This window comes from Citrobacter sp. Cb080 (assembly GCF_030334745.1).
In the GTDB taxonomy this organism is placed as follows: domain Bacteria; phylum Pseudomonadota; class Gammaproteobacteria; order Enterobacterales; family Enterobacteriaceae; genus Citrobacter; species Citrobacter braakii.
Map to the genome: position 1 here is coordinate 66,701 of NZ_JAOWDG010000028.1, position 24,592 is coordinate 91,292.

At 53.7% G+C, this 24,592-nt stretch carries 24 protein-coding genes and 1 tRNA gene; 6 read left to right on the plus strand and 19 right to left on the minus strand.

Going from position 1 to position 24,592, the window contains the following annotated elements:
• Positions 1 to 47: 47 nt before the first annotated feature.
• The 4 genes from OGV38_RS03805 to ghrA all read right to left on the minus strand — a co-directional run bounded on the left by OGV38_RS03805 (position 48) and on the right by ghrA (position 2,972).
• Positions 48 to 530: a DUF1097 domain-containing protein gene (locus OGV38_RS03805; protein WP_016156175.1), complete on the minus strand. Its 483-nt coding sequence runs from the start codon at positions 528 to 530 to the stop codon at positions 48 to 50.
• A 101-nt stretch (positions 531 to 631) separates the two neighbouring features.
• Positions 632 to 1,186, minus strand: coding sequence for a TorD/DmsD family molecular chaperone (locus OGV38_RS03810; RefSeq protein WP_103283704.1), 555 nt, complete (start codon positions 1,184 to 1,186; stop codon positions 632 to 634).
• 23 nt (positions 1,187 to 1,209) lie between these two features.
• Positions 1,210 to 1,947 carry a phosphatase gene (locus OGV38_RS03815; RefSeq protein WP_016156173.1) on the minus strand — a complete coding sequence of 246 codons (738 nt, stop codon included), beginning with the start codon at positions 1,945 to 1,947 and terminating at the stop codon, positions 1,210 to 1,212.
• An 86-nt stretch (positions 1,948 to 2,033) separates the two neighbouring features.
• Positions 2,034 to 2,972, minus strand: coding sequence for a glyoxylate/hydroxypyruvate reductase GhrA (gene ghrA / locus OGV38_RS03820; RefSeq protein WP_019076444.1), 939 nt, complete (start codon positions 2,970 to 2,972; stop codon positions 2,034 to 2,036).
• Positions 2,973 to 3,207: 235 nt separating this feature from the next.
• On the opposite strand from ghrA, the gene OGV38_RS03825 reads away from it, so the two are divergent.
• Both OGV38_RS03825 and OGV38_RS03830 read left to right on the plus strand, forming a co-directional pair.
• Positions 3,208 to 3,295, plus strand: a tRNA-Ser gene (locus OGV38_RS03825).
• A 345-nt stretch (positions 3,296 to 3,640) separates the two neighbouring features.
• Positions 3,641 to 4,105, plus strand: a complete 465-nt coding sequence (locus tag OGV38_RS03830; protein WP_286472954.1) for a hypothetical protein — start codon at positions 3,641 to 3,643, stop codon at positions 4,103 to 4,105.
• A 57-nt stretch (positions 4,106 to 4,162) separates the two neighbouring features.
• Here the strand turns inward: OGV38_RS03830 and phoH are convergent, their stop codons facing one another.
• From phoH to putP, 6 genes are all read right to left on the minus strand, one after another.
• A complete protein-coding gene (gene phoH, locus OGV38_RS03835) occupies positions 4,163 to 4,951 on the minus strand; it encodes a phosphate starvation-inducible protein PhoH (protein ID WP_016152592.1) in 789 nt (262 codons plus the stop codon).
• Entirely contained in the window at positions 4,930 to 5,226 is a 297-nt protein-coding gene (locus OGV38_RS03840) for a hypothetical protein (RefSeq protein WP_049041309.1), read from the minus strand. The genes phoH and OGV38_RS03840 overlap by 22 nt, the downstream gene beginning before the upstream one ends.
• Positions 5,227 to 5,471: 245 nt before the next feature.
• Complete coding sequence (efeB, locus tag OGV38_RS03845) at positions 5,472 to 6,755, minus strand: iron uptake transporter deferrochelatase/peroxidase subunit (RefSeq protein ID WP_049041310.1); 1,284 nt, start codon at positions 6,753 to 6,755, stop codon at positions 5,472 to 5,474.
• A gap of 5 nt (positions 6,756 to 6,760) precedes the next feature.
• Positions 6,761 to 7,888 carry an iron uptake system protein EfeO gene (gene efeO, locus OGV38_RS03850; protein ID WP_016152589.1) on the minus strand — a complete coding sequence of 376 codons (1,128 nt, stop codon included), beginning with the start codon at positions 7,886 to 7,888 and terminating at the stop codon, positions 6,761 to 6,763.
• A 58-nt stretch (positions 7,889 to 7,946) separates the two neighbouring features.
• Positions 7,947 to 8,780, minus strand: coding sequence for an iron uptake transporter permease EfeU (efeU, locus tag OGV38_RS03855; protein ID WP_019076441.1), 834 nt, complete (start codon positions 8,778 to 8,780; stop codon positions 7,947 to 7,949).
• A 214-nt stretch (positions 8,781 to 8,994) separates the two neighbouring features.
• On the minus strand, positions 8,995 to 10,503 hold the full coding sequence (gene putP, locus OGV38_RS03860) for a sodium/proline symporter PutP (RefSeq protein WP_016152586.1): 1,509 nt from the start codon (positions 10,501 to 10,503) through the stop codon (positions 8,995 to 8,997).
• Between the two features lie 422 nt (positions 10,504 to 10,925).
• Between putP and putA the strand changes: the two genes are divergently transcribed.
• Together putA and OGV38_RS03870 are read left to right on the plus strand one after the other, a co-directional pair.
• Positions 10,926 to 14,888, plus strand: coding sequence for a trifunctional transcriptional regulator/proline dehydrogenase/L-glutamate gamma-semialdehyde dehydrogenase (gene putA / locus OGV38_RS03865; RefSeq protein ID WP_269517431.1), 3,963 nt, complete (start codon positions 10,926 to 10,928; stop codon positions 14,886 to 14,888).
• A gap of 59 nt (positions 14,889 to 14,947) precedes the next feature.
• A complete protein-coding gene (locus OGV38_RS03870; RefSeq protein WP_016152584.1) occupies positions 14,948 to 15,343 on the plus strand; it encodes a lysozyme inhibitor LprI family protein in 396 nt (131 codons plus the stop codon).
• Here the strand turns inward: OGV38_RS03870 and rutR are convergent.
• From rutR to OGV38_RS03885, 3 genes are all read right to left on the minus strand, one after another.
• Positions 15,340 to 15,978, minus strand: coding sequence for an HTH-type transcriptional regulator RutR (rutR, locus tag OGV38_RS03875; RefSeq protein WP_016152583.1), 639 nt, complete (start codon positions 15,976 to 15,978; stop codon positions 15,340 to 15,342). The two genes, OGV38_RS03870 and rutR, sit on opposite strands and share 4 nt — an antisense overlap.
• A 58-nt stretch (positions 15,979 to 16,036) precedes the next feature.
• Positions 16,037 to 16,951 (minus strand): DMT family transporter, encoded by a 915-nt coding sequence (locus tag OGV38_RS03880; protein ID WP_016156164.1) that lies wholly within the window; start codon positions 16,949 to 16,951, stop codon positions 16,037 to 16,039.
• 164 nt (positions 16,952 to 17,115) lie between these two features.
• Complete coding sequence (locus OGV38_RS03885; protein ID WP_003036022.1) at positions 17,116 to 17,289, minus strand: con-10 family general stress protein; 174 nt, start codon at positions 17,287 to 17,289, stop codon at positions 17,116 to 17,118.
• A 386-nt stretch (positions 17,290 to 17,675) separates the two neighbouring features.
• Between OGV38_RS03885 and wrbA the strand changes: the two genes are divergently transcribed.
• Together wrbA and OGV38_RS03895 are read left to right on the plus strand one after the other, a co-directional pair.
• Positions 17,676 to 18,272: an NAD(P)H:quinone oxidoreductase gene (wrbA, locus tag OGV38_RS03890; protein ID WP_003832057.1), complete on the plus strand. Its 597-nt coding sequence runs from the start codon at positions 17,676 to 17,678 to the stop codon at positions 18,270 to 18,272.
• Between the two features lie 20 nt (positions 18,273 to 18,292).
• Positions 18,293 to 18,520, plus strand: a complete 228-nt coding sequence (locus OGV38_RS03895; protein WP_016152581.1) for a YccJ family protein — start codon at positions 18,293 to 18,295, stop codon at positions 18,518 to 18,520.
• A 38-nt stretch (positions 18,521 to 18,558) separates the two neighbouring features.
• Here OGV38_RS03895 and agp read toward each other — a convergent pair whose 3' ends face one another.
• From agp to OGV38_RS03925, 6 genes are all read right to left on the minus strand, one after another.
• Positions 18,559 to 19,800 (minus strand): bifunctional glucose-1-phosphatase/inositol phosphatase, encoded by a 1,242-nt coding sequence (gene agp, locus OGV38_RS03900; protein WP_016156163.1) that lies wholly within the window; start codon positions 19,798 to 19,800, stop codon positions 18,559 to 18,561.
• An 87-nt stretch (positions 19,801 to 19,887) separates the two neighbouring features.
• Positions 19,888 to 20,595, minus strand: coding sequence for an ArsR/SmtB family transcription factor (locus tag OGV38_RS03905; RefSeq protein WP_016152579.1), 708 nt, complete (start codon positions 20,593 to 20,595; stop codon positions 19,888 to 19,890).
• A gap of 69 nt (positions 20,596 to 20,664) precedes the next feature.
• Positions 20,665 to 21,420 carry a sulfite exporter TauE/SafE family protein gene (locus tag OGV38_RS03910; protein WP_049271386.1) on the minus strand — a complete coding sequence of 252 codons (756 nt, stop codon included), beginning with the start codon at positions 21,418 to 21,420 and terminating at the stop codon, positions 20,665 to 20,667.
• Positions 21,421 to 21,554: 134 nt separating this feature from the next.
• On the minus strand, positions 21,555 to 22,061 hold the full coding sequence (locus tag OGV38_RS03915) for a protein disulfide oxidoreductase (RefSeq protein WP_016152577.1): 507 nt from the start codon (positions 22,059 to 22,061) through the stop codon (positions 21,555 to 21,557).
• Positions 22,051 to 22,674 (minus strand): DsbA family protein, encoded by a 624-nt coding sequence (locus OGV38_RS03920; protein WP_046274457.1) that lies wholly within the window; start codon positions 22,672 to 22,674, stop codon positions 22,051 to 22,053. Before OGV38_RS03920 ends, OGV38_RS03915 begins: the two co-directional genes overlap by 11 nt.
• On the minus strand, positions 22,671 to 24,551 hold the full coding sequence (locus OGV38_RS03925; protein WP_019076434.1) for a protein-disulfide reductase DsbD family protein: 1,881 nt from the start codon (positions 24,549 to 24,551) through the stop codon (positions 22,671 to 22,673). The genes OGV38_RS03920 and OGV38_RS03925 overlap by 4 nt, the downstream gene beginning before the upstream one ends.
• Positions 24,552 to 24,592 lie beyond the last annotated feature (41 nt).

Consider the following 24,592-nt stretch of genomic DNA (forward strand, 5'->3'; position numbering starts at 1 on the left):
GTGGTCGATACAGCATAAAAAGCGTGAGGAAAACCCTCACGCTTTTTTTATTTACTGGTCAGCGTCGACGATAGCCGATTCTCACGACGAGATGCCAGCCACAATCCGCTGTTTTTCATCGCATAGCCGAATACCAGCCCCAGCGCCAGAGAAGGCACGACCAACTGCCAGTCACCCTGCCCTGCAAACGTTGCGCATGCGCCAATAAAGGTACCCGGCACAAATGAAAGCAACCATTGCTTTGCCTGAATACACATTAGAAACGCGACAATTCCCGTCATGACATAACCAATAATGTCCATATGCGGGGCAAGCGCGCTACCGTTAATAATCACCAACGCCCACACCACACCGCTTAGCAGCGTACACGCCGAGATCCACAGCCCTTTCAGCCCACCCTGCGGACAGGCAAAATAGGCCGTGCAGCCCAGAAAGCCAGCCCAACTGAGTAAACCAAGAGATACGGCCACCCATCCCCAAATCCCAGAGAGAATGCCCGTTGTGATTGCAATTGAGAGAAGTATGTTCATGCCGCGTATCTTAGCAGAAAAACGGCATGGGAATGAGATCGTGCACACAATTCATGCAATGATGTAAATTGAGTTGCAGTTTAATGAGATCTAAATCACATTTACTCTTCAGTATCTTCCTGCAATTCGTCCCACATCGCGCCAATGGCATCACGCGTTAACGGTGCCATGGTACGCCAGAACTGTGTGTTTGCATGCGCTTCAACTTTGCCAAGGAACGTGCCGCACCAGGGCAACAGGTATTCCACAAACAAGGTTTCGAGTGCTTCACTTTCATCTTCCGCAGACTGGTCTTCAAGCCATGAAGCCGCCAGCAACAGCGTGCCAATATGATCTGCAGGCGTATCTGCCAGCGGCATTCCGCGGGCAGAAAGAAAAGCACGAACATCGGATTCTTTCGCCCCTTCTACCCAGGCGCTACGATAAGGCGGCACCGCACACTCGTCGCCGACAAACAGCGCGTTGTAATCCGCAGCCAACTGAGGCATATCGCAGCTTTTCTGCAGACGAGTGAACAGTTCGTCCTGTTCCAGCGGCCAGTTGGCGGACAGTTTACCTTCACTAATCAGGGTAAACAGAGGAACCAGTAAAGGGTCCTGCGGTTGGCGGTAAAACAGCGAGCCCAGTACACGACACAGGATAGAAAACTCGTTCATTGATATATTCCAGTTAGTAACAATTACAGTTCAGCAAATTCCGCGATCGGCTCCATGCCTCGCGATTCCAGAAACGCCAGCAGGCGTTTAGGGGTGACGTTTAAAATTCTGTCTTCCGGGAAATTTACATCATCCAGAATTTTACGGCATTCACCAAATTCACCCAGTGTGAAAGCGGTATGTGAATCCGACCCTAACGCCACCCAGCCTCCGGCATCACGCACTGCCGCAGCGACCGCGCGACAATTGTCCTCACTCCCCTTACGCGAATGCAAAAACGAGGAGTTATTGATTTCCAGCGCGACCTGGTATTTTGCCGCCGCCTGCGCAATCGCTGTGATATCCACGGGATATTTAGGATTCCCCGGATGGCTGATGATATGCACGTGACCACTGGCCATCGTGGCTATCATTGCCTGGGTATTGGTGTCTTTATCGTGAGGTGCAAAAACCGGCTCATGGAAGCCCGCAATGATGAGATCCAGGGAAGTAAACATCGGACCGGAACAGTCGATTTCGCCTTCAATATTCTTAATATTCGCCTCGATACCGCGCAGGATCCCTACGCCATCGACGATACGAGGCCAAATGCGCATATTAATAAAGTGCCAGTGATGAGGCGCATCCGCCATGTCCGGTCCATGATCGGTTATGGCAAACAGCTTGATGCCTTTGCGATGGGCTTCAGCGATGTAATCACTTAAGGTGCTGTAGGCGTGGGTACTGGCGACGGTATGCATATGCAGGTCAACGGGATACATAACTCTCTCCTGTAGTCATTTTCCGTCAAGGATAGCAGGTATCGTCGCCATTTATTAGCTGAAACCCGGCACTTGCCGGGTTACCATCAATATCCCCGAACGCGATCGACCTGACCCGTTACGGATTTCCCACTTTCCAGGTCCAAAATCGTACGGGAGATGTAGTCCACCGCCTCTGCCGGGCGTGTTACCGCGGCGATATGCGGCGTCATTGCCACACGCGGATGTTTCCATAGCGGGCTGGTTTCCGGCAGCGGTTCACGGCTATAGACATCCAGCATGGCACCTTTCACTTTGCCGCTGTCCAGCGATGCCAGAAGATCGTCTTCATTGAGATGAACGCCGCGCGCCAGGTTGAGCACGTAAGCGCCATCCTGCAATTGGCTGAGTAAATCAGCGTTAATAATGCCTACGGTTTCTGCCGTATTAGGCAGGAGGTTGATCAGCACGCGAGTTTGACTCAAAAACGCGCTCAGTTCCTCGGTACCGGCGAAGCTTTCCACACCAGACCAGGATTTACGCGTACGACTCCAGCAGCGTAGCGGGAACCCCCATGCTTGCAGACTTTCTGCAACTTTTGCGCCTAAAACACCAGCGCCCATGATCCCGACGCTAAACTCATCGCGGGTATATTCTGGCAACGGTTGCCATTTCGCCTGGTTTTTTAATGCCTGGTAGTCATCAAAGCGACGGAACCAGTGCAATACCTGACTAACCGCATATTCCTGCATTTGCAGGCCCATCCCCGTATCTTCCAGACGGAAAAGCGGGATCGACGCATCCAACATTTCCGGATGAGCGTTTAGTTTACTGAGAATAGAATCGACGCCCGCACCCAGCGCAAATACGGCTTTTAATTTTCGTCCGGCGAGCATTTCAACCGGAGGATGCCAGACCAGCGCGTAGTCAGCATGCGCATTATCACCTGCCTTCCACTCACGGACCCGCGCGCCAGGTATGGCCTTTGTCAGCGCATTAAGCCACCAGGTTGTATCGAATGTTGGGTGATAGAAAATTATATCCATAGCGTCTCCTGAACATTGTTATGCGGAACGTACTCGCACTTATAATCATCATTTTTCGAGGGAACATCAGAGTAGCAAATTTTAGGGTGCTGGCAAAAAAAACAATTCCCGCTTATTTAAGCTGCATATTGATTGAAGTTTGTGTAAATGCACGTTTTTTTCAAAAAGTTGATTGACGCCGGAGCGGTATTTCCCTAAATTAGCGCCCGTTCCGGTAGCACAGGGACAACAATATGGTGAGGTGTCCGAGTGGCTGAAGGAGCACGCCTGGAAAGTGTGTATACGGCAACGTATCGGGGGTTCGAATCCCCCCCTCACCGCCATATTTGAGAAAGAGCTCGTACGTAAGTACGGGCTTTTTTTTCGCATGTTGCACGCCTACGGGGGGATGAGAAGCCCCGACCGGGGGTCGACACAAAATTGCCGGGAGCAATTTTGAACAGCGCATGCGCTGGCCCCGTAGGGGCGAGGCCCAGGGATGGGCCGAGTAGCGGTGCAGCCAGTTGGACAGACTGAGCGCGCAGCGAACAGGCTGCCCGAAGGGCGAGCGAAGCGAGTCAATCCCCCCTCACCGCCATATTCGAGAAAGAGCTCGTACGCAAGTACGGGCTTTTTTTTCGCATGTGAGCCGTCCTGAATAGCGTTAACCTGTAGGTCTGATAAGCAACGTGCTATCAAGCATCATCCCCCGCCCCGTTGCACATTATCTAAACCACTCTTATGCTGTAACTACCGCTTTCTCAAGCAATCAGGAAAATAACGGCATGTTAAACCTAGAAGGAACTTTGCTTGATGAGATCATGTCGCAGGCAGACGAAGCAGGATTTATTCCGTTGAAGGTTTTCTCGCGAAAAATCCTCAAACGTACACCGAATGAAATAAATACGTTTTTCGATCCTGACAGCCGATTCTACGAAGAGTATCAGCGAACGGTTATTTGCAACGTCAGGCATAACGTCACCATTAAAAAAACCTACACCAGCAATGGGATCTTACGAAAAGAAACTACGGTAGGCGGGATTTATAAGGATGACCTGCTGACCTTTCTGGCACAAGCGCTAAAGAAAATAGACGAAAATAACCAGCTGTTTGACCAGGCCTGCGCCAACTACTGGAGCAGCAAAAGAAAGTAATCTGCTGACGTCAAATAACAAAGCCCGGTTTCCCGGGCCTTGAAGACGGAGTACTTATCAGTTGTAAGCATTGAGCGTCCGCTGACAGAGTGCCGAACGGACGCAATCGTCTTTATTGAAACGAACAATCCCAACCATATCATCTTCTTCGAAACGGGCCAGCGCATCGCTTAGCCCTGAGCGAACGTGGGCGGGTAGATCGCACTGGGTCACATCCCCGTTCACAATCACCGTCACATTCTCCCCGAGGCGAGTCAAAAACATCTTCATCTGTGCTGCAGTAACATTCTGAGCCTCGTCAAGAATGACCACTGCATTTTCAAATGTGCGTCCACGCATATAGGCGAATGGCGCGATTTCCACCTTACCAATCTCAGGCCGCAGGCAATATTGCATGAAGGAGGCGCCCAGACGTTTCACCAGCACGTCATACACTGGACGAAAATAAGGCGCAAACTTCTCGGAAACATCTCCAGGTAAGAAGCCGAGGTCTTCATCAGCTTGCAGAACTGGACGGGTTACAATGATCCTGTCCACGTCTTTGTGGATCAGGGCCTCTGCTGCTTTTGCCGCGCTGATCCAGGTTTTACCACACCCGGCTTCACCGGTAGCGAAGATCAGCTGTTTACTCTCGATAGCATTCAGGTACTGGGCCTGAGCTTCATTCCGCGCCGTGATTGGCGTGGCGTCGCGACTATCACGCGCCATACCAATCGCTTCTACGCCGCCCATCTGCACAAGCGAGGTGACCGATTCATCTTCACGTTGTTTATGGCTACGCGAATCCCGCCTCAGCACACGTTTTGCTTCACGACGAGCTTTGATCACTGCTTTTTGTCTTCCCATGGATAGCACCTTGAGTTGTAGGTATACATCACACGCGCCGTTGGCGGCACGATTATGCGCACGAACATCTGAGGGTTGGCTTCCTTGTAAGCCATTGCTTGCTTTCGGATAAGACGCCACACACGGCTACGCGCACCGTACAAGGTGTCAGTTACGAAGATAAGAAGTGAAAGGGAGAGAGATTTAGCGGTGACGAGGTGGCTACCGGAAGAGAAACGTCCGCGTAACGTACTGCAGCTACTGTGAAAAATGCGTCCAATACAGGACTTTTCCATCGCGATCTCCATAGTGAACGACTATCACCGCCGGGAACTACCGCTGTTTCTTATAATTACATCATAATCTTTCGTTAATGAACAATATTTTTACTTGTCGTTAACTTAAATTCTATCTAATCACCAGAGACAGTCTCTTGCAGAGAGATGACAGAATTATTTCAGTCTCGTACCGATCATAAAAAATAATTTGTTCATTCATACAGATGTCAGGAAAAGCCCCGCTGTACAACGGGGCGTAATCATCAGGCTTCGAGGAGAGACTGTCCCAGATATTGATCTGCGGTTTTGACACCCGGCAAAGCAAAGAAGTAGCCCCCACCAATTGGTTTGACATACTCTTCCAGCGCTTCACCGTTGAGGCGTTTCTGCACAGTCAAAAAGCCTTTTTCCAGATCGTGTTGATAGCAGACAAACAACAGTCCCATATCCAGTTGACCGGATGGGGTCACACCGAGCGAATAGCTGTAGCCACGGCGCATCATCAGGCTGGAGTCGGTCTCTTTCGTGCGCGGATTCGCCAGGCGGATATGACTGTCGAGCGCAATCACCTCACCTTCGGGATCGCTGGCATAGTCAGGCACATCGTGCTCGTGCTGCATACCCAGCGGCGCGCCGGTGTGTTTATCTCGACCAAATATCGTTTGCTGCTCTTTCAGCGGCGTACGATCCCAGAACTCGACGCGAAACTGAATGAGCCTGACGGCCTGATAGCTACCACCTTGCGCCCAGACAGGTTCGCCCTGCCCGTCCGTAACCCACACCACGTCTTGCATCAACTTCGCATCCGTCGCGTCCGGATTCGCGGTGCCGTCCTTAAAGCCAAGCAAGTTGACCGGGGTCTCTTTGCCTTTGCTGCGCGCGGCATGGTCGGAAATAAACCCTTCACGTTTCCAGCGCACGCTAAGGAGATCGGGCGTATGTTTAATGATATCGCGCAGCGCATGGATAACGGTGTCCTGCGTGTTGGCACAAATCTGCAGCAGCAAATCACCATGGCACAGCGCCGCATCCAGCGAATCATTCGGGAAGCGGGTCATTTTTTGCAGCTTTTTCGGCATCTGCGATTTCAGGCCATAACGTTCATCAAATAGCGAGGCGCCGACTGACAACGTCATCGTCAGGTTGTCTGGCGCAATGTATGCGCCGAGGATACCGGAATCCATAGGGGGTAAACGCGGGTTCGGCGTATCCGGCGCCGGCCCGCCCGTGGTCAGAAACGCAAATCGGGTGGTCAGCAAGCGGAACAAGCGTTCCAGATCAGCCTTATCGCTGGCGAGAACATCGAACGCCACCAGCATCATCGATGCCTGCTGTGGCGTCAGGATCCCTGCCTGATGCTGACCATAAAACGGCTGCGCTTCACTACGCGCATCGGGGGACAGCGTTCCCGGCGCGCTTTGTGGTTTTTGCGCGTGGGCAACCGGACATCCACCCGCCAACGCCAGCGCCCCACCCAGGGCGCCCATCCCTTTCAGTAAACGTCGGCGTGAAGGTTCGCTCACGCCGTTTTCATTATCTTGCTGCATTTTGCTTAATCCAGACCCAGAACACCGCGTAATTGCGACAAGTCTTCCGCCAGCGTCGTGATTGGCCCTTTCAGCGCATTGCGATCGGCGTCGGTCAGTTTGTCATAGGTTTCAAAACCGTCTTTGGTACGGTACTTGCTCAGAATGGTATCGACTTTTTTGAAGTTCGCATCCACCTTCGCCAACAGCTCAGCATTGGATTTTTGTAACTGAGGGCGCAGGAGATCGACGATTTTCTGCGCGCCATCGATATTGGCCTGGAAATCCCACAGATCGGTATGGCTGTAGCGATCCTCTTCTCCGCTGATTTTGCTGGCAGCGACTTCTTCAATCAGTCCTGCTGCCCCACCAACCACTTTTGACGGTGGGAAGGCCAGTTCGCTAATACGCGTTTGCAGGTCAAGAACATCGCTGTTTAATTGGTCGGCATACTTGTCCATTCCTTTGGTGGTGTTGTCGCCGAACAACGCTTTCTCCAGACGGTGGAAGCCGGTGAATTTAGGATCGGCGGCTTTTTGCTCATAATCATCTTCACGCGCATCGATGCTGCCGTCGAGATCGGAGAACAGTTCAGCAATCGGTTCAATACGCTCATAATGCTGACGGGTTGGCGCATACAGCGATTTCGCTTTTTCCAGATCGCCAGCTTTAATAGCATCGGTGAATGCTTTGGTGCCCGCAACCAGTTGTGCAGTTTCGGCTGTCACATAGGCTTTGTATTCAGTAATCGCGCCACTTAGGCTCAGCAGAGCATCGCCCTGCGCGGCATCCGCCGTTGCGCTACCTTTTACAATTAGTTTGCCTTTCGGGTTGGTCAACAGACCGCAGGTCATATCATATTCACCTGGCTGCAGGTTAGCTGTCATTTTCTGGCTAAAGCCCGGCGCAATGTTTTCACGTTCTTCAACCACCATAACCCCTTTAAGGATCTCCCACTCCAGCGCTTTCTGGCTGTGGTTCTGGATGATGAACTGCGTTTTCCCAGCGTTAACCGTGATCGTCATCGGCTCACACTGTTTGTCGTTAACCGTGACTTTCACCTGCGGAATATCGGCGGCTTGTGCAGAAAAAGCGGAGGCAAACAGCGCGGCAATACCCAACTGCAGCGCACTACGGCGAAAATTAAACGTCATAACCTATCCCTATAAATAAGTATGTTGTAACTAATGAGTATTCTGCATCGCGTTTTTATCAGGGTGCGGTACGCGATGCCGTAGTGCCTGAACGCGGCGGCAGTGCAAACATAATCAATGCCGGAATCAGGTAGATAAACCAAATGGCGACTTCACTGACGCTCGGCGCTTCCTGATAGCCGAAAATACCTTCCATCAATGTGCCAAACAGCGAATGCGTCGAAAGCACACTGCTCATGTCAAACGCCACATCCTGAAAATGATTCCATAACCCGGCTTCGTGGAACGCGCGGATGGCCCCAGCGGCAAGACCCGCGGCCACCAGCAAAATGAACAGGCTGGTCCATTTGAAGAATGCCCCGAGGTTGAGGCGAATGCCGCCGAGGTAAATCAAGTAACCCAGTACCACCGCGGTGGCCAGCCCCAGCATCGCACCTAACGGTGGCCAAATGCCTACATCCTGCTGGAATGCCGCCAGCAGGAAGAACACCGATTCCAGGCCTTCACGGGCAACGGCAAAAAAGACCATCATCACCAGCGCCCAGCCGTGATGATTGCCGCGTTGCAACGCGTTATCGACAGCCTGTTCAAGCTGGACTTTGACGTTGCGCGAAACTTTACGCATCCAGAACACCATCCAGGTGAGGATCACCACGGCAATGACCGCCACGATGCCTTCAAACAGCTCCTGTTCCTTTTGCGGAAATTCACCGGTGGTTTCATTGATGAAAACGCCTAACGCCAGGCATAACGCCGCCGCCAGCAGAACACCAATCCACATCACACCAATCCATCGACCACGCTGAGTCCGTTTCAGGTAGCTGGCAATCAGGCTGACTATCAGCGCGGCCTCTAACCCTTCGCGCAACATAATAAGAAATGGAACAAACATGCGAAGAACCCTTAAACGTTATTCTCAGTCAATTGATGAAAAGAAAAGTAAATTACAGTGATAGTGATTATCATTACAGTAAAGAAAAACTCAAGCAGAATGTTTTGAGAATGATGACTTAATGTAAACAGTTAGGCGGGTAACGATTAGGGCGGTTTTGCAGCGGGGACAAATAAAAAAGCCCGCACGCGGCGGGCTTAAGGAGCGAGGCGGATTACTCTGCCTGTAAACGCGATGGCGGAGCTGTGTGATAATGTGCATCAGCCTCGGCAAAACGTTGCTGCATAGCGGCTGAAGGCGCTTTACCCAACAGGCTGAAGACCACAATACCGATGCTGCCGAAAATAAAGCCCGGGATGATTTCATACAGACCCAACCAGGCAAACTGCTTCCAGACGATTACCGTCACCGCACCGATGAGCATCCCGGCCAGCGCGCCGTTACGCGTCATACGCGACCACATTACGGAGAACAGAACCACCGGACCAAACGCCGCGCCAAAGCCGGCCCAGGCGTAGCTTACCAGACCAAGCACACGGTTCTCCGGGTTCGCCGCCAGCGCGATAGACACCAGCGCCACAACCAGCACCATGATGCGACCAATCCATACCAGCTCTTTCTGGCTGGCATTTTTACGCAGGAACGCTTTATACAAGTCTTCGGTGATTGCGCTGGAACACACCAGCAGCTGGCAGCTCAAAGTCGACATCACCGCTGCGAGGATCGCAGACAGCAGAATACCGGCAATCCACGGGTTGAACAGGATTTGCGCCAGTTCAATAAACACGCGTTCGGCGTTCTGGTTAACGGCACCGGCAAGCTGTGGGTTGTTGTTAAAGTAAGCGATACCAAAGAAGCCAACGGCAACTGCACCTGCCAGACACAGGATCATCCAGGTCATACTGATGCGGCGGGCATGAACAATGCTATGGTGAGAATCAGCCGCCATAAAGCGCGCCAGAATATGCGGCTGCCCGAAGTAGCCCAGACCCCAGCCCATCAGGGAAATAATGGCAACAAAATTCAGCCCTTTGAACATGTCCACGTTCTCAATGCTCTTTTGTTTAATCACTTCCAGCGAATCGTCAAACCCACCCACACCAATGACTACCATCACTGGCGTCAGGATCAGGGCGAAGATCATCAGGCTGGCCTGGACGGTATCGGTCCAGCTTACCGCGAGGAAACCACCGATAAAGGTATAAATAATCGTCGCGGCCGCCCCCGCCCACAGCGCTGTTTCGTAGCTCATGCCAAAGGTGCTTTCAAACAGACGCGCCCCTGCCACAATACCGGAAGCACAGTAGATGGTGAAAAACAGCAGAATAACCAGCGCGGAGATAATACGCAGAATACGGCTTTTATCTTCAAAGCGACCGGTAAAGTAATCCGGTAACGTCAGCGCATTGTTATTGTATTCGGTATGCACGCGTAAACGTCCGGCCACCAGTTTCCAGTTGATCCACGCACCCAAAATAAGGCCAATAGCGATCCAGCTTTCTGAAATCCCCGACAGGAAAATCGCGCCAGGCAGGCCCATCAGCAACCAGCCGCTCATGTCAGATGCCCCGGCGGATAACGCGGTCACGAATGGACCCAGACTGCGTCCACCCAGAATGTAATCGTCAAAGTTTTTGGTTGAACGCCATGCAATAAACCCTATCAATATCATGCCGAAAATATAGACACAGAATGTCACTAACATCGGTGTGCTAATAGCCATCAAAACTCTCCAAAATTATGTATCAGCAATGCCGTGGCTTGCCGTTTTATTACCCTGCCGGAACGTGGCAAAGATATCTATGTTTACCAGGGCGACCGTATCCTGCCGGAAGCGATGGTCATTCACAATCGATTTAACACACCATTTACATCAAATTTAATCCACAGTAGATAGCATTTTTCTGTAGGTTGCACTCTCTCACACTTTTTTCGGTTGCACCTTTTAAAAGTGTTAACTACCGCAGAGAAAAAGATTCGGCAACTTTTATAGCCCCCGTCAAAACACTCACATTTATTAACATTTCATTCATTTCCAAGCTTGCAAACCAAGTCACATTTAACACGGTTGCACAAAGTTGCAACATAGTGGATATTTCTCGGTAACTATCAGACCCGTATTTCAGTACAACAGGAGTAAACGGCATGGGAACCACCACGATGGGGGTTAAGCTGGATGACGCCACTCGCGAGCGTATTAAAACAGCAGCATCACGAATCGATCGCACGCCACATTGGCTGATCAAACAAGCCATTTTTAATTATCTCGAAAGACTGGAAAATGACGACGCGCTTCCTGAACTACCGGCCCTGCTAGCGGGTGCTGCGAATGAGGGCGATGAGTCGACCACGCTGCAAAATGAAGCGCATCAGCCTTTCCTGGAATTTGCTGAACAGATCCTGCCGCAGTCAGTTTCCCGCGCGGCAATCACTGCTGCTTACCGCCGCGCCGAAACTGACGCCGTACCTATGCTGATGGAGCAGGCTCGTCTGCCGCAGCCCATCGCCGAGCAGGCGCATAAGCTGGCATACGATCTGGCAGACAAACTGCGTAACCAGAAGACCGCCAGCGGCCGCGCCGGGATGGTACAAGGTTTATTGCAGGAATTCTCCCTTTCTTCACAGGAAGGCGTCGCGCTGATGTGTCTGGCCGAAGCCTTGCTGCGTATTCCAGATAAAGCGACCCGCGATGCGTTAATCCGCGACAAGATCAGCAACGGTAACTGGCAGTCGCACATTGGCCGCAGCCCGTCTCTGTTCGTCAACGCGGCGACCTGGGGGCTGTTGTTTACCGGTCGTCTGGTTTCAACGCATAACGAAACCAGCCTCTCACGCTCACTCAACCGTATTATCGGCAAGAGCGGTGAGCCGCTAGTGCGTAAAGGCGTCGACATGGCCATGCGCTTGATGGGCGAGCAGTTTGTCACCGGGGAGACCATCGCTGAAGCGCTGGCTAACGCGCGTAAACTGGAAGAAAAAGGCTTCCGTTACTCCTATGACATGCTGGGCGAAGCGGCCCTGACCGCCGCCGATGCACAGGCTTATATGGTTTCATACCAGCAGGCGATCCACGCCATTGGTAAGGCCTCTAACGGGCGCGGTATCTATGAAGGGCCAGGCATTTCTATCAAGCTGTCGGCACTGCATCCGCGTTACAGCCGTGCGCAGTACGATCGCGTGATGGATGAACTCTATCCTCGTCTGAAATCGCTTACTCTGCTGGCACGTCAGTACGACATCGGCATTAATATCGACGCCGAAGAGGCTGACCGACTGGAGATCTCCCTCGATCTGCTGGAAAAACTTTGCTTTGAACCCGAACTGGCAGGCTGGAACGGGATCGGTTTTGTTATCCAGGCCTACCAGAAGCGCTGCCCGTATGTTATCGACTATCTGATTGACCTCGCCACGCGCAGCCGCCGCCGCCTGATGATCCGTCTGGTTAAGGGCGCCTACTGGGATAGCGAAATTAAACGTGCCCAGATGGACGGTCTGGAAGGTTATCCGGTCTACACCCGTAAGGTGTACACCGACGTTTCTTACCTGGCCTGTGCGAAAAAACTGCTTGCCGTACCGAATCTGATCTACCCGCAGTTCGCCACCCACAACGCCCATACGCTGGCGGCGATTTATCAGTTAGCCGGTCAAAACTACTATCCGGGTCAGTACGAGTTCCAGTGCCTGCACGGCATGGGCGAACCGCTGTATGAGCAGGTTACCGGCAAAGTTGCGGATGGCAAACTGAACCGTCCATGCCGCATTTATGCGCCGGTCGGCACGCACGAAACGCTGCTGGCGTACCTGGTGCGTCGTCTGCTGGAAAACGGCGCCAACACCTCGTTCGTCAACCGCATTGCCGATACGACCCTGCCGCTGGATGAACTGGTTGCCGATCCGGTCGAGGCTGTTGAAAAACTGGCGCAGCAAGAAGGTCAGGCCGGTCTGCCGCATCCGAAGATTGCCCTGCCGCGTGACCTGTACGGTAAAGGCCGCGAAAACTCAGGCGGGCTGGATTTAGCTAACGAACATCGTCTGGCCTCGCTGTCCTCTGCCCTGCTCAACAGCGCGCTACAAAAATGGCACGCTAAACCCATTCTGGAGCACCCGGTTGCTGACGGCGAAATGACGCCAGTCGTTAACCCAGCCGAGCCGAAAGACATTGTCGGTTACGTGCGTGAGGCGACTCACGCTGAAGTGGAACAGGCGTTACAGAACGCAGCGAATAACGCGCCGATCTGGTTCGCCACACCGCCACAAGAGCGCGCCGCCATTTTGCATCGTGCCGCCGTTCTGATGGAAGGTCAGATGCAGCAGTTGATTGGCATCCTGGTACGCGAAGCGGGTAAAACCTTCAGCAACGCCATTGCGGAAGTGCGCGAAGCGGTAGACTTCCTGCATTATTATGCCGGTCAGGTTCGCGATGATTTCGATAATGAAACCCATCGACCGTTAGGACCGGTGGTTTGTATCAGCCCATGGAACTTCCCGCTGGCCATTTTCACCGGGCAGATTGCCGCCGCGCTGGCGGCGGGTAACAGCGTGCTGGCGAAACCGGCGGAACAAACCCCGTTAATTGCCGCCCAGGGCATCGCTATTTTGCTCGAAGCGGGTGTACCGCCGGGCGTGGTGCAACTGTTGCCTGGTCAGGGTGAAACCGTCGGGGCTCAGCTCACTTCCGATGAGCGCGTACGCGGCGTCATGTTTACCGGCTCAACGGAAGTCGCCACGCTGTTGCAACGCAATATTGCCACCCGCCTTGATGCTCAGGGGCGTCCAATCCCGCTTATCGCCGAAACCGGTGGGATGAACGCAATGATTGTCGACTCCTCCGCGTTGACGGAACAGGTCGTGGTCGACGTTCTGGCTTCAGCGTTTGACAGCGCCGGACAGCGCTGCTCCGCGCTGCGCGTCCTGTGTCTGCAGGATGATGTAGCCGACCATACGCTGAAAATGCTGCGCGGCGCGATGGCGGAATGTCGCATGGGTAATCCAGGTCGCCTGACCACGGATATTGGGCCGGTAATTGATGAAGAAGCCAAAACCAATATTGAGCGCCATATTCAGGCCATGCGCGCCAAAGGACGCCCGGTGTTTCAGGCCGTGCGCGAAAACAGCGACGATGCGCGTGAATGGCAAACCGGTACCTTTATTGCTCCGACGCTGATCGAGCTGGAAAGCTTCGACGAATTACAAAAAGAGGTGTTTGGTCCGGTACTGCACGTCGTGCGCTACACCCGTAACAATCTGGGCAACCTGATTGAGCAAATTAATGCCTCCGGCTACGGCCTGACGCTGGGCGTACACACTCGTATCGATGAAACCATCGCCCATGTCACAGGATCGGCACACGTGGGGAACCTGTACGTTAACCGCAATATGGTCGGTGCCGTTGTCGGCGTGCAGCCATTCGGTGGCGAAGGCTTGTCTGGTACAGGGCCAAAAGCAGGTGGACCGCTGTATCTGTATCGCCTGCTGGCTAACCGCCCGGAAAATGCGTTAGGCATTACGCTGGCCCGTCAGGATGCAGACTACCCGGTCGATGCGCAGCTTAAAGCTGCACTCGTTCAGCCGCTGAAAGCGCTCAGCGAATGGGCAACCGATCGACCCTCGCTGCAGGCGCTCTGCCAGCAGTTTGGCGAACTGGCGCAGGCCGGTACTCAGCGTCTGCTGCCAGGACCCACTGGCGAGCGCAATACCTGGACGCTGTTGCCGCGTGAACGCGTACTCTGTATCGCCGATGATGAACAGGACGCGCTGGTACAGGTTGCCGCTGTGGCTTCCGTTGGTAGCTTAATCCTGTGGCCAGATGATGCGTTCCATCGTGAACTGGCAAAACGTCTGCCAGCCGCCGTCTCCGGGCGCATTCAGTTTGCCAAAGCGGACAACATCACCACGCAGCCGTTTGATGCCGTTATTTTCCACGGCGATTCCGATCAACTGCGTTCACTGTGCGAAGCGGTAGCTGCCCGCGAAGGGGCGATTGTATCAGTCCAGGGCTTTGCCCGTGGCGAAAGCAATATTCTGCTGGAGAGGCTGTACATTGAACGCTCCCTGAGCGTCAATACCGCCGCTGCCGGGGGTAACGCCAGCCTGATGACAATCGGCTAAGGTTGTGGTTAATTAAGGCTCCGGTAACGGGGCCTTTTTTTATGGATCCAGAGGGAAGCATGAAACGAATCGTACTGACATGTGCAGCGCTGCTGTTGAGCGGCCAGGCGCTGGCGGATGACTGCGCCAACGCGAACACTCAGATTGAGATGAACACCTGTGCGGCAGAGCAGTTTAAGGCGGCCGACACCAAACTTAATGACACTTATCAGAATGCGCTTAAGCGCGCCGCCCCGACCCAGCGCGATTTACTGAAAAAAGCGCAAATCTCATGGATAACCCTGCGCGATGCGGACTGCGCGTTAATCAGTTCCGGCACCGAAGGCGGTAGCGTCCAGGCGATGATTTCCAGTCAGTGTCTGACGGATAAAACCAACGAGCGTGAAGCGTTTCTCGCCTCACTCTTACAGTGCGAAGAGGGCGATTTAAGCTGTCCGTTACCGCCAGCCAGTTAACGCACGCGGATCCCTTCAATAATCATCCGCTGCACGCTCTCCACCGTTTGGTTAAAAAAGGCTTCATCACGCAGCGTTGCGCCCGTTACCGCCTCAACCTGTGGGGCAAAGTCGGCGTAGTGCTGGGTTGAAGCCCAAATCATAAAAATCAGATGATGCGGATCGACCGGAGCCAGTTTCCCACTTTTGATCCAACCGGCAATCAGCGCCGATTTCTCATCAATTAGCGTTTTGAGATCGCCCGTTAATTCAGCCATCAATAAAGGCGCACCTGCCAGCATCTCCATACAAAATAGCCGTGAAGCCTGAGGGTAATCGCGCGACACTTCCAGCTTAAGGCGAATGTATTCTTTAATGGCCACCAGCGGCGCAAAGTCTTCGCGAAAAGCCTTCAACGGAGCCAGCCAGACGTCGAGGATTTGCCGCAAAACGGCAATATAGAGCACCTCTTTTGACGGGTAGTAATAAAGCAGATTCGTTTTTGACACACCCGCCTGCTCAGCGACCTGTTCGAGACGCGTGCCGTGGATCCCATATTGGGAGAAGATATTTAATGCCGCGGTTAATATGGCCTGGCGTTTTGCACTGACGGCCTGCGAGCGCTTACCTGTTTTTTTCTCTGCGCGTTGGACCATGCGCCCTCTCCTTCTTGTGAGGGCGTCAGCATACCAAATCACGCGGTGAATGGTTAAATTAAAGCGACTCCGGCGGCGCCTCTTGCACTCCCCCTTTTTTCTTTTTGAACTTCAGTTCGCTGACCAGCACGCCAACAATAATGAATGCTGCGCCGAGCAAAGCCAGTAGCGGTAAGCGCTCCCCCGCAAGGCGACCAAAGATCCCCGCCCACACCGGCTCACCGGTATAAATGACCGTCGCGCGCGTCGGCGAAACGCTGCGCTGTGCCCAGTTCATGGTGACCTGAATAATCGCACTGAAAATCCCCAATCCCAGCGCCACCACCAGCAATCCCGTAGACATCGGCGGCACGGACTCTCCGGCCGGAGCCATGGCAATAAACGCCACTATCGAAGCGGTTGCCAGTTGTACCACCGTTACCCGCCGCACATCCACTTTTCCCGCCCACGCGCTAATCAGGATAATTTCTGCCGCAATCGCCACCGCGCCGGCGAGTGTGATCCACTCTCCTTCGCCTAAAGCCAGCAAATTGCCTCCCGGTCCGGCGAGAAAAATCAACCCGATAAAGGCCAGCACAATGCCGACACACGGCATCAGGCCGGGCATACGCCCCAGACACAGCCATTGTAAAAGCGGTACCAACGGCACATACATCGCGGTAATAAATGCCGATTTACTGCTGGGAATAAACTGTAGCCCCCAGGTTTGCAGACTATAGCCCAACGCAATTGCGATACCGATCGCAACGCCTGCTTTGACTTCCAGCCACGTCAGTTTATGCAATGTGCGTAGTGACAAAAGCGCGACCGCCAGCGCAGCGGTGGCAAAACGCACGCCGACAAAGAAAAAAGGTCCGCTCAGGGTAACGGCATATTGCACGGCCAAAAACGTGCCACCCCAGAACATAGTGATCACAATGAGGATCGCTTCCTGAGGTTTAACAGAGAAGGAATAACGAGAAAGTAATGACATGAGACACCCGATTAACTGAATGTCGTTAGTCTGCGTTGCGTTTTGTTACAGTTCAACCTTGCAGACAAAAAAACCGCCGGAAGAAACCGGCGGCGGTGGGTGGCTACGTAACGTCTGACTCTGATCCTCAGCCGTCACGGCATATCTGACAGCTAGCCCGGCAATTACGATTTGTTGTTGCCGTGGCTATTTTTGCCCCCTTTTTTGCCTGCCTCTGAAGCGCGTTGCGGGTCATTCTTAAAGTTGCCCCCGCTGTGCTGGCCACCTTTTCGACCTGCTTCTGATGCTCTTTCGCGATCTTCCGCAAAGTTGCCGGAACCGCCTCGATGGTTTGCCATTACTGACCTCCGTCATTGATTAGACATCATATTGCATAGGTACTGAGGAGTGATACCTCACGCAGCATTACGGGCGATACCCTGAAAATAACTGCGTGGGATTAAGCATAGTGAAGCGTGGCCTGAGCAGCCGCTAACTGTAATATCCTGCAACAGGATTGGCGGTGATAGAGAAATAATCACAGCGAGAAATCAATAAGTCTTTCTTATGACTACCAAATTCCACCCGGTTAAATATGTATCATTTTGCAACAAGAGAAGTTGTTATAAAAATTGTTATAAATCAAAGAAGTGATTGTGAAATTTGCACTCCTGACAGTACGTCATATCTTTAAAGGTAGGTAGCGAGTCGCTACGGACACGGTTAACTCGAGGAGTAGTGTAAAATGGCAAAAGTTCTGGTGCTTTATTATTCCATGTACGGACACATTGAAACTATGGCCCATGCAGTCGCAGAAGGCGCAAATAAGGTTGATGGCGCGGAAGTGATTATTAAGCGCGTACCAGAGACCATGCAGCCGGAGATTTTCCTCAAAGCTGGCGGCAAAACACAAAACGCACCAGTCGCAACCCCGCAAGAACTGGCAGATTACGATGCCATTATTTTTGGTACCCCCACACGCTTTGGCAATATGTCCGGTCAGATGCGCACCTTCCTCGACCAGACTGGCGGGCTGTGGGCTTCAGGCGGCCTGTACGGCAAACTCGCCAGCGTATTCAGCTCGACAGGAACCGGCGGCGGTCAGGAACAAACCATTACATCAACCTGGACTACGCTTGCTCACCATGGGATGGTGATTGTGCCTATCGGTTACGCGGCGCAAGAGCTGTTTGATGTTTCTCAAGTTCGCGGCGGTACCCCTTACGGCGCAACCACCATCGCCGGAGGTGACGGCTCTCGCCAGCCAAGTCAGGAAGAATTATCTATCGCCCGCTATCAGGGTGAATATGTCGCAGGTCTGGCAGTAAAACTCAACGGCTAATCTTCAACAGGAGGATTCGAATGCCAACTCAAGAAGCGAAAGCCCATCGCGTCGGCGAATGGGCAAGTCTGCGCAATACATCGCCGGAAATAGCCGAAGCCATTTTTGAAGTCGCGCATTATGACGAGAAACTGGCGGAAAAAATTTGGGAAGAAGGTAGCGACGAGGTGCTCATCAAAGCCTTTAAGAAAACAGACAAAGATTCGCTCTTTTGGGGTGAACAGACTATCGAACGCAAAAACGTCTAGCGCTCAGACTCCCCCGCGAACACGGGGGAGTTTTTCTTTTACTTAGCCGCCTCATTCAACACGCTGTCGAACTTATCTATCGGGCAAAAGCCATCCGCATCTATCGGACACCCTTTCAGCTCCAGCGTTACGCGCTGCGCCGGGGATTTCAGGGTCAGAACGTCAGCATTACGCAACTGCTGCGAGCTCTGATACACGTACTCGATTTTCATCAGATCACGATTCGCGTTGCTGTCATGCCAGCGCTGGAAGACAATCTTCCCGCCAATCGGCGTACGCTCGTTCTGATCGTGAAGCTGGTACGGTTTGAAATCCAGCGCGGTGAGCAGCGATGCGATGTTTGAGTCATGCCCCACCAGCACGGTTATTTTTGGCGCTTTTACGCGTTCAGTAACCAGCGCATTATCAATATACTTCACCAGCGGTTTGGCGACATTCTGCGCCACTTCCGGGGAGGTGAACAGGCTGTCCTGATAGCCATTTTTCAGCTTCGACAGAACCTTCCACTGTTGATCGGATTTAATCTCGCCCCAGGCGACCTTGTCCATCGGGAAGCCTTCGTAATATTGCAGCGTGAAGGCATCAACCAGCGAATTCCCGACCTTCAGCGGCCCCGAAACCCCAGGCTCCTGCTGGTATTTCGCGCTAAACGTATCTTTGGCATCGGTCAGGGAACACTGCTGTTTTTCTTTGCAGGACGGAGAGTCTTTGTAGTCGGTCATTTGCTCAAGCAACTGATAGCTGTCGTTGAGCTGCATTTGGCTACGCTCTTTCTCCATTGCCTGAACCGCCTGCTGGCTGAAGGCGGCGGAATCATCGGTGATCACCGGGTTAAAGGTGGGATCCATGGTGCCCATTTTTTCCTGATGATGGACCGGGACGTCGCAACCCGGGAAAGCACCGGTGACAAAGAACTGCGCCGTCGCGACCGTACGCTGCAGGCTGTTAGCATAGGTATAGACCGTACCCGGCGCCGGACATTCGCCCGATTTCACCATCCCCTGCTCTGCCAGCCACTCTCGCATATAGTGGCCCATATAGATTTCCAGCACGCCGCCTTTGGTGGTCAGTTGTCCGCCGGGGACATCCCATTCTGGCCATTGTTTGGGGGTGGACTGCTCAAGAACACTGCCATTATTGGCTAAAGGTGCGCGTAAGTTATGCCGACTCATCATCAATACTTGCTGAAGCTGATAGCCTTCCGGCGCGGTCTGCGCCTGCGCGGCGGTTGACATTAATACAGCCCCTGCCACGGCTGCGGCGATTAACGATTTATTCATCCCTACGACCTCTTGTTGTTATCAATCACAACAGAGTGTGACAGAAATATGACATATTTCCCGGAACGCTTTCGCAAAACGAACCATCTACGGTGTCGTTTTAATACCGAACTCGGTTTCTAATTTGCGAATGCCAAGCGGGGTGAAGGTGACGCGGCGACCACTCAGCTCCGTTTTTATCCATCGTTTTTCAATCAGCCAGCGTAGCAGCGATGCGCCAAGCACGCCGCCGGGATGGTAACGTCGTTCACTCCAGTCCAGACAACCGCAGGTTAATTTCCGCCGCGATGCGCTCGCAGCAAGGACAATCCCCATTTGTGCCAGTTTTTCCTGCCCAAGAGAGGTCAGCGTTTCACCATCCGGCGTTAACCATTGACGGGAAACCAGCGTATCGAACAGCCTCACCGCCACCTCGCCAGCAAGATGATCGTAGCAGGTTCGGGCATGTCGTAAGCCTGGCGGCGTCGTGATTTTTCGTGGCGTAGATGTAGCCCACGCCACGCCCATCAGGCGCTCCAGCAGTTCAGCGATATCGGAGCCTGCAAGGCGAAAATAACGATGCCTGCCCTGCGCGAGCGCCACAACAAAACGTTGTTCGCACAGACGCGCCAGATGCGCACTGGCGGTTGACGCTGACACATCCGCCACTGCGCTGAGCTCGGTCGCGGTCCAGGCGCGGCCATCCATCAGGGCGCACAACATTCGCGAGCGCGATTTATCGGCCATCGCCGCCGCGGTGAGCGCCATTCGCGACTCCAGAGCACCCTCTTCCTCACTTAACATCACTGATGCCATAGCGACCTCTTTGACCCTGAATGTCTGAATTAACGATGCCATGAATGCGTTCTAAAGTCACCGCACAGGTCACACCGCACGCAGCATCATCTCGATACCCAACCCGACCAAACAAAACAGAAAACAGCGTTTAAACACGAGCGGAGAAATAACCCGTCGTACACGGGTTCCTAACCACTGACCAATCAGCGCAGGAACAATGGCCAAAGCCGATAAGCTCAACGACTGTACGGGCAGCGCGTTGTGCCACCACAGACCAAGCGCCAAAGCCAATGTCGAAAACGTAAAAGAGATCCCGAGCGCCTGAACCAGCTCATCTTTCTCAAAACCCAATGACTGGATCCAGGGCACGGCGGGCATCACAAATACACCGGTTCCGCCAGTCAATAAGCCAGTAACAAATCCTATGACGAGGGAGTACGGTTTTTCATGCTGCGGAGCCACTGCGATTTTCTTTCCGGCCAGCGTCCAGATAGCGTAAGCCACCAGCGCCACGCCGAGCGCAAACTGGGTACGGGTGGTATCGCCGCCGGTAATCCAGGCGCTGGCAAACAGTGTCGCCACCACCACCGTCAATAACATTGGCCACAGTCGTTTGACTAATTGACGCGTATTTCCGCCACCGCCAAACTGAAACAGATTGCTAATCAGCGAAGGCAACAGCAGCATGGCCGCCGCCGCAACCGGCGAAATAAGCGATCCGAGGATCCCCATAGCCACGGTGGGCAATCCCATACCAGTGACGCCTTTTACCATCCCTGCGAGGACAAACGTGGCGGCAATCATCATCACCAGAGCGGGCCCAAACGCTAACGAACTCGTCATGTTGCACTTTCCTGAAAAAGAGAAGATGACCCATTCTGGACGTTAATCGCGGCGCTCGCTTCGCCAGGCAACGAAATATGTCTTCCCGCTTACGGGTAATAATATAAAAAATGCCGGGTTTCCCCGGCACATTATCAGAACGTTTTGGCCCACCACAGCCGCAGCTTCATGCCCCAGTAGCTGGTCCAGCCGCTGGTTGTTGACACCACCCGACCTTGTGACACTACCACCAGCGTGGGCGTGACGCTAATCGCCCAACTGCGGGAAATTGCCCCGTTCGCATCATTGATGACCGGAAAGTCCACGCCTTTACGCGACAGCCAACGAGACACCTCAGCTTCACTGCCGGAGCGTAACGCAATGGTCATCACGTTTTCCCCTTCCGAACGCAGCCTGGCGACTTCCGGCGTCGTGAAGCGGCAAACGCCGCACCAGCTCGCCCAGAAATAAAGCAGCACCGGCTCGTCTTTGCTGAGCGCCGCCAGCGTGACGGTTTCACCATCCAGCGTTTGCAAAGGCGTGCTGTCAAAAGAGCCAGGGAGCTGCGGCGCGCGCCAGACATCCATCAGCAGCATCGCCCCTGCCAACAGCGCCAGTAAGATCAGCCCTTCGCGCAGCCAGCGGCGCAGTTTACTGAGCATTGGCCGCCGCCAGCTTTTCTTTGACCACTTCCTCAAGGGTTTCCCACGGCACCGCACCGGGAATAAGCTCATCACCAATAATCGTTGCGGGGGTTCCCTGCACGCCCACCAGTCGCGCCAGTTGCAGGTTAGTGCTTAGCGTTTCAGCGCTTTGGGCATCCAGCGTCACCGGACTGGCTCCCGATTTTTCCTGCGCCTGTTTGATACTGACGTCGGTATGGTAACCCTTTTTCTGCATCAGTTTTTCATGTAGCGCCAGAAACTGCTGCGGATGCTCAAGCCAGGTAGTCAGCACGGTCCGCGCCGCCAGTTCCGAACTTTCCCCTTTAAACGGCAGCGGTTTAATCACTACCGCCACGTCAGGATATTTCTGCACAATTTTTTCCAGCATGGGATCCAGTTGCTTGCAGTACGGGCAGTTGTAATCGGTGAAGTTTATCAGGGTCAGTTTCGCCTGCTTAGCGCCAATCCGCGGGCTGTTGGGATCGTTAAACAGGGCCTCCTGGATTAATGCTTCAATTTGCTTTTCCTGTTCCGGGGTAAACGGTGCAGGCTCTTTCGCTACGCTGACGGCAGAAAACAGGGTTAACAGCAGAACAATCATTATTTTCATGGGGTTACTCCTTTGGCATCGGTCAACGTTTGCAATACCGCATCGCGGGTCAACAACGTTGGTAACGCCTGGCCTTCCGGCAGACCGGGGCCATAAATTTGGTTATACGGCACAGCAACCTGGCCGCGTTTTTTCAGAAATTCGGTGATGGCTTCAGAAGGGAGCGTCCAGTCGCCGCGCAGCGCCACTACATCCGGCTGTTGCAAAGCGGCCTGTACGTCATCTTTATGCAACACGTTGTATTTGTTTACCTTACAAGTGATGCACCAGTCGGCAGTGACGTCAATGAACACACGCTTATGTTGCGCCAGCGCATCCTCAATCGCCTGCTCGCTAAGCGGTTGCCAGTTCACGCTTTCTTTAGCGCTAGCGTGTCCGGCCAGCCCTAAATGCGGGAGCAGCAACGTCGCAAGCCAGATAGCCGAACCCAGCATCATGACACCGAGAAGACGCCGCAAAATATTCATCCAGCGTCCCGGACGCGGCAAACGCAGCGCCAGACCGGGACGCAGAGCCACAAGCAGCCACGGCAAGCTCATCCCCAGGCCGAGTGCGATAAACAGTCCCCACAACGTTGGCAGCGAAGCGGTCAATGCCACCGCTACCGCCGTTCCGAGAAACGGGGCGCTGCACGGCGTGGCGAGCAGGGTCGCAAATGCGCCTTGCCAGAAATGTCCCGACAAGCCGTTGCCACCGTGAGTCGCCAGCGTGGTGGTCATCGCCGAAGGCAGGCGGAATTCAAACCACCCGAACAGGCTGGCGCTGAACGTCAGCATCACCACGACCATGACGCCAATGAACCACGGGTTCTGAAACTGGATCCCCCAGCCCAGCGCCTGATTGGTTAAACGTAGCACTGTCATCAATAGCGCCAGGGCCATAAAGGAGACCAGGATCCCGGCTACCGATGCGAGGAATTGACGGCGGATCTGGCGACGGCTTTTTTCCTCAACCAGCAAAATAGAGCCCAGTTTCATGCCGAGAACCGGTAACACACAGGGCATCAGGTTGAGGATCAAACCGCCCAGCAGCGCCATTAGCACCACCTGCCACAATGGGAGTGAGGCGTTCTCAATAACCGGGGCTTCGCCAATCGCAAGACGACTTTCCTGGGCAACACCGTTATCTGCCAGCACCAGCGTGACCGACTTACCGCGTAAATCCGGCGCGCCTTCCCCCCAACCGTCATGAACAGGTACCGTGGCGCGTAACGTCTCACCTGCGACGTGAATTTGCGGCATGCCAAAATCAGCATCATCAACGGCGTCAAGATACAGCCCAGGCGCAGTCCAGCCTCCCGCGCGGTGAGCCTCAACAACCAGCTCGCCGGCCCGTGCGCCAGCGCGCAAAGTATCGGTCAGGCCGCTGGCAAGCGGGATCTGCCCCATTGCCTGCGCATAGTCATGCGCAAAAGTCGGGTCCTGGGTCGTGGAGGTCACGGAAAAAGGAAAATCCGTCAACAAGCAAACGTTGCTACAGGTGGATAGCGTCAAAACACCGCTAAGCGTGGCGGGCGATCTGCCGCGCACAACCATCGGGAATGTCACATTATCGTGATAGCCCTGGGTCGTGATATTAGCGACCTCAAAGCGTGCAGGGGTTGGCCAGAACCAGTCGACCGCAGGCATTTCCCCTTGCCAGGCGATAGATGGCGCGACGCCTCCCTCGCCCGGCGAACGCCAGTAGGTTTTCCAGCCGTCCTCCAGTTTAACATCCAGCAACAGACGAGTTTCGCCGCCTGAGGACGTATCAGCGCGTAACCGTACGCTGGCGTGATCGTTATCGGGTGAACGCAGCCAGCCGGGTTCAGCCGCCCAGGATACGGGCAGCCATAGCAATAACAGACAGAGCAGCGCCTGCCTGAAAACAGTCATCATATATTTTCTCCGTGAATAATTATCTAACAGTCAGCAACGGC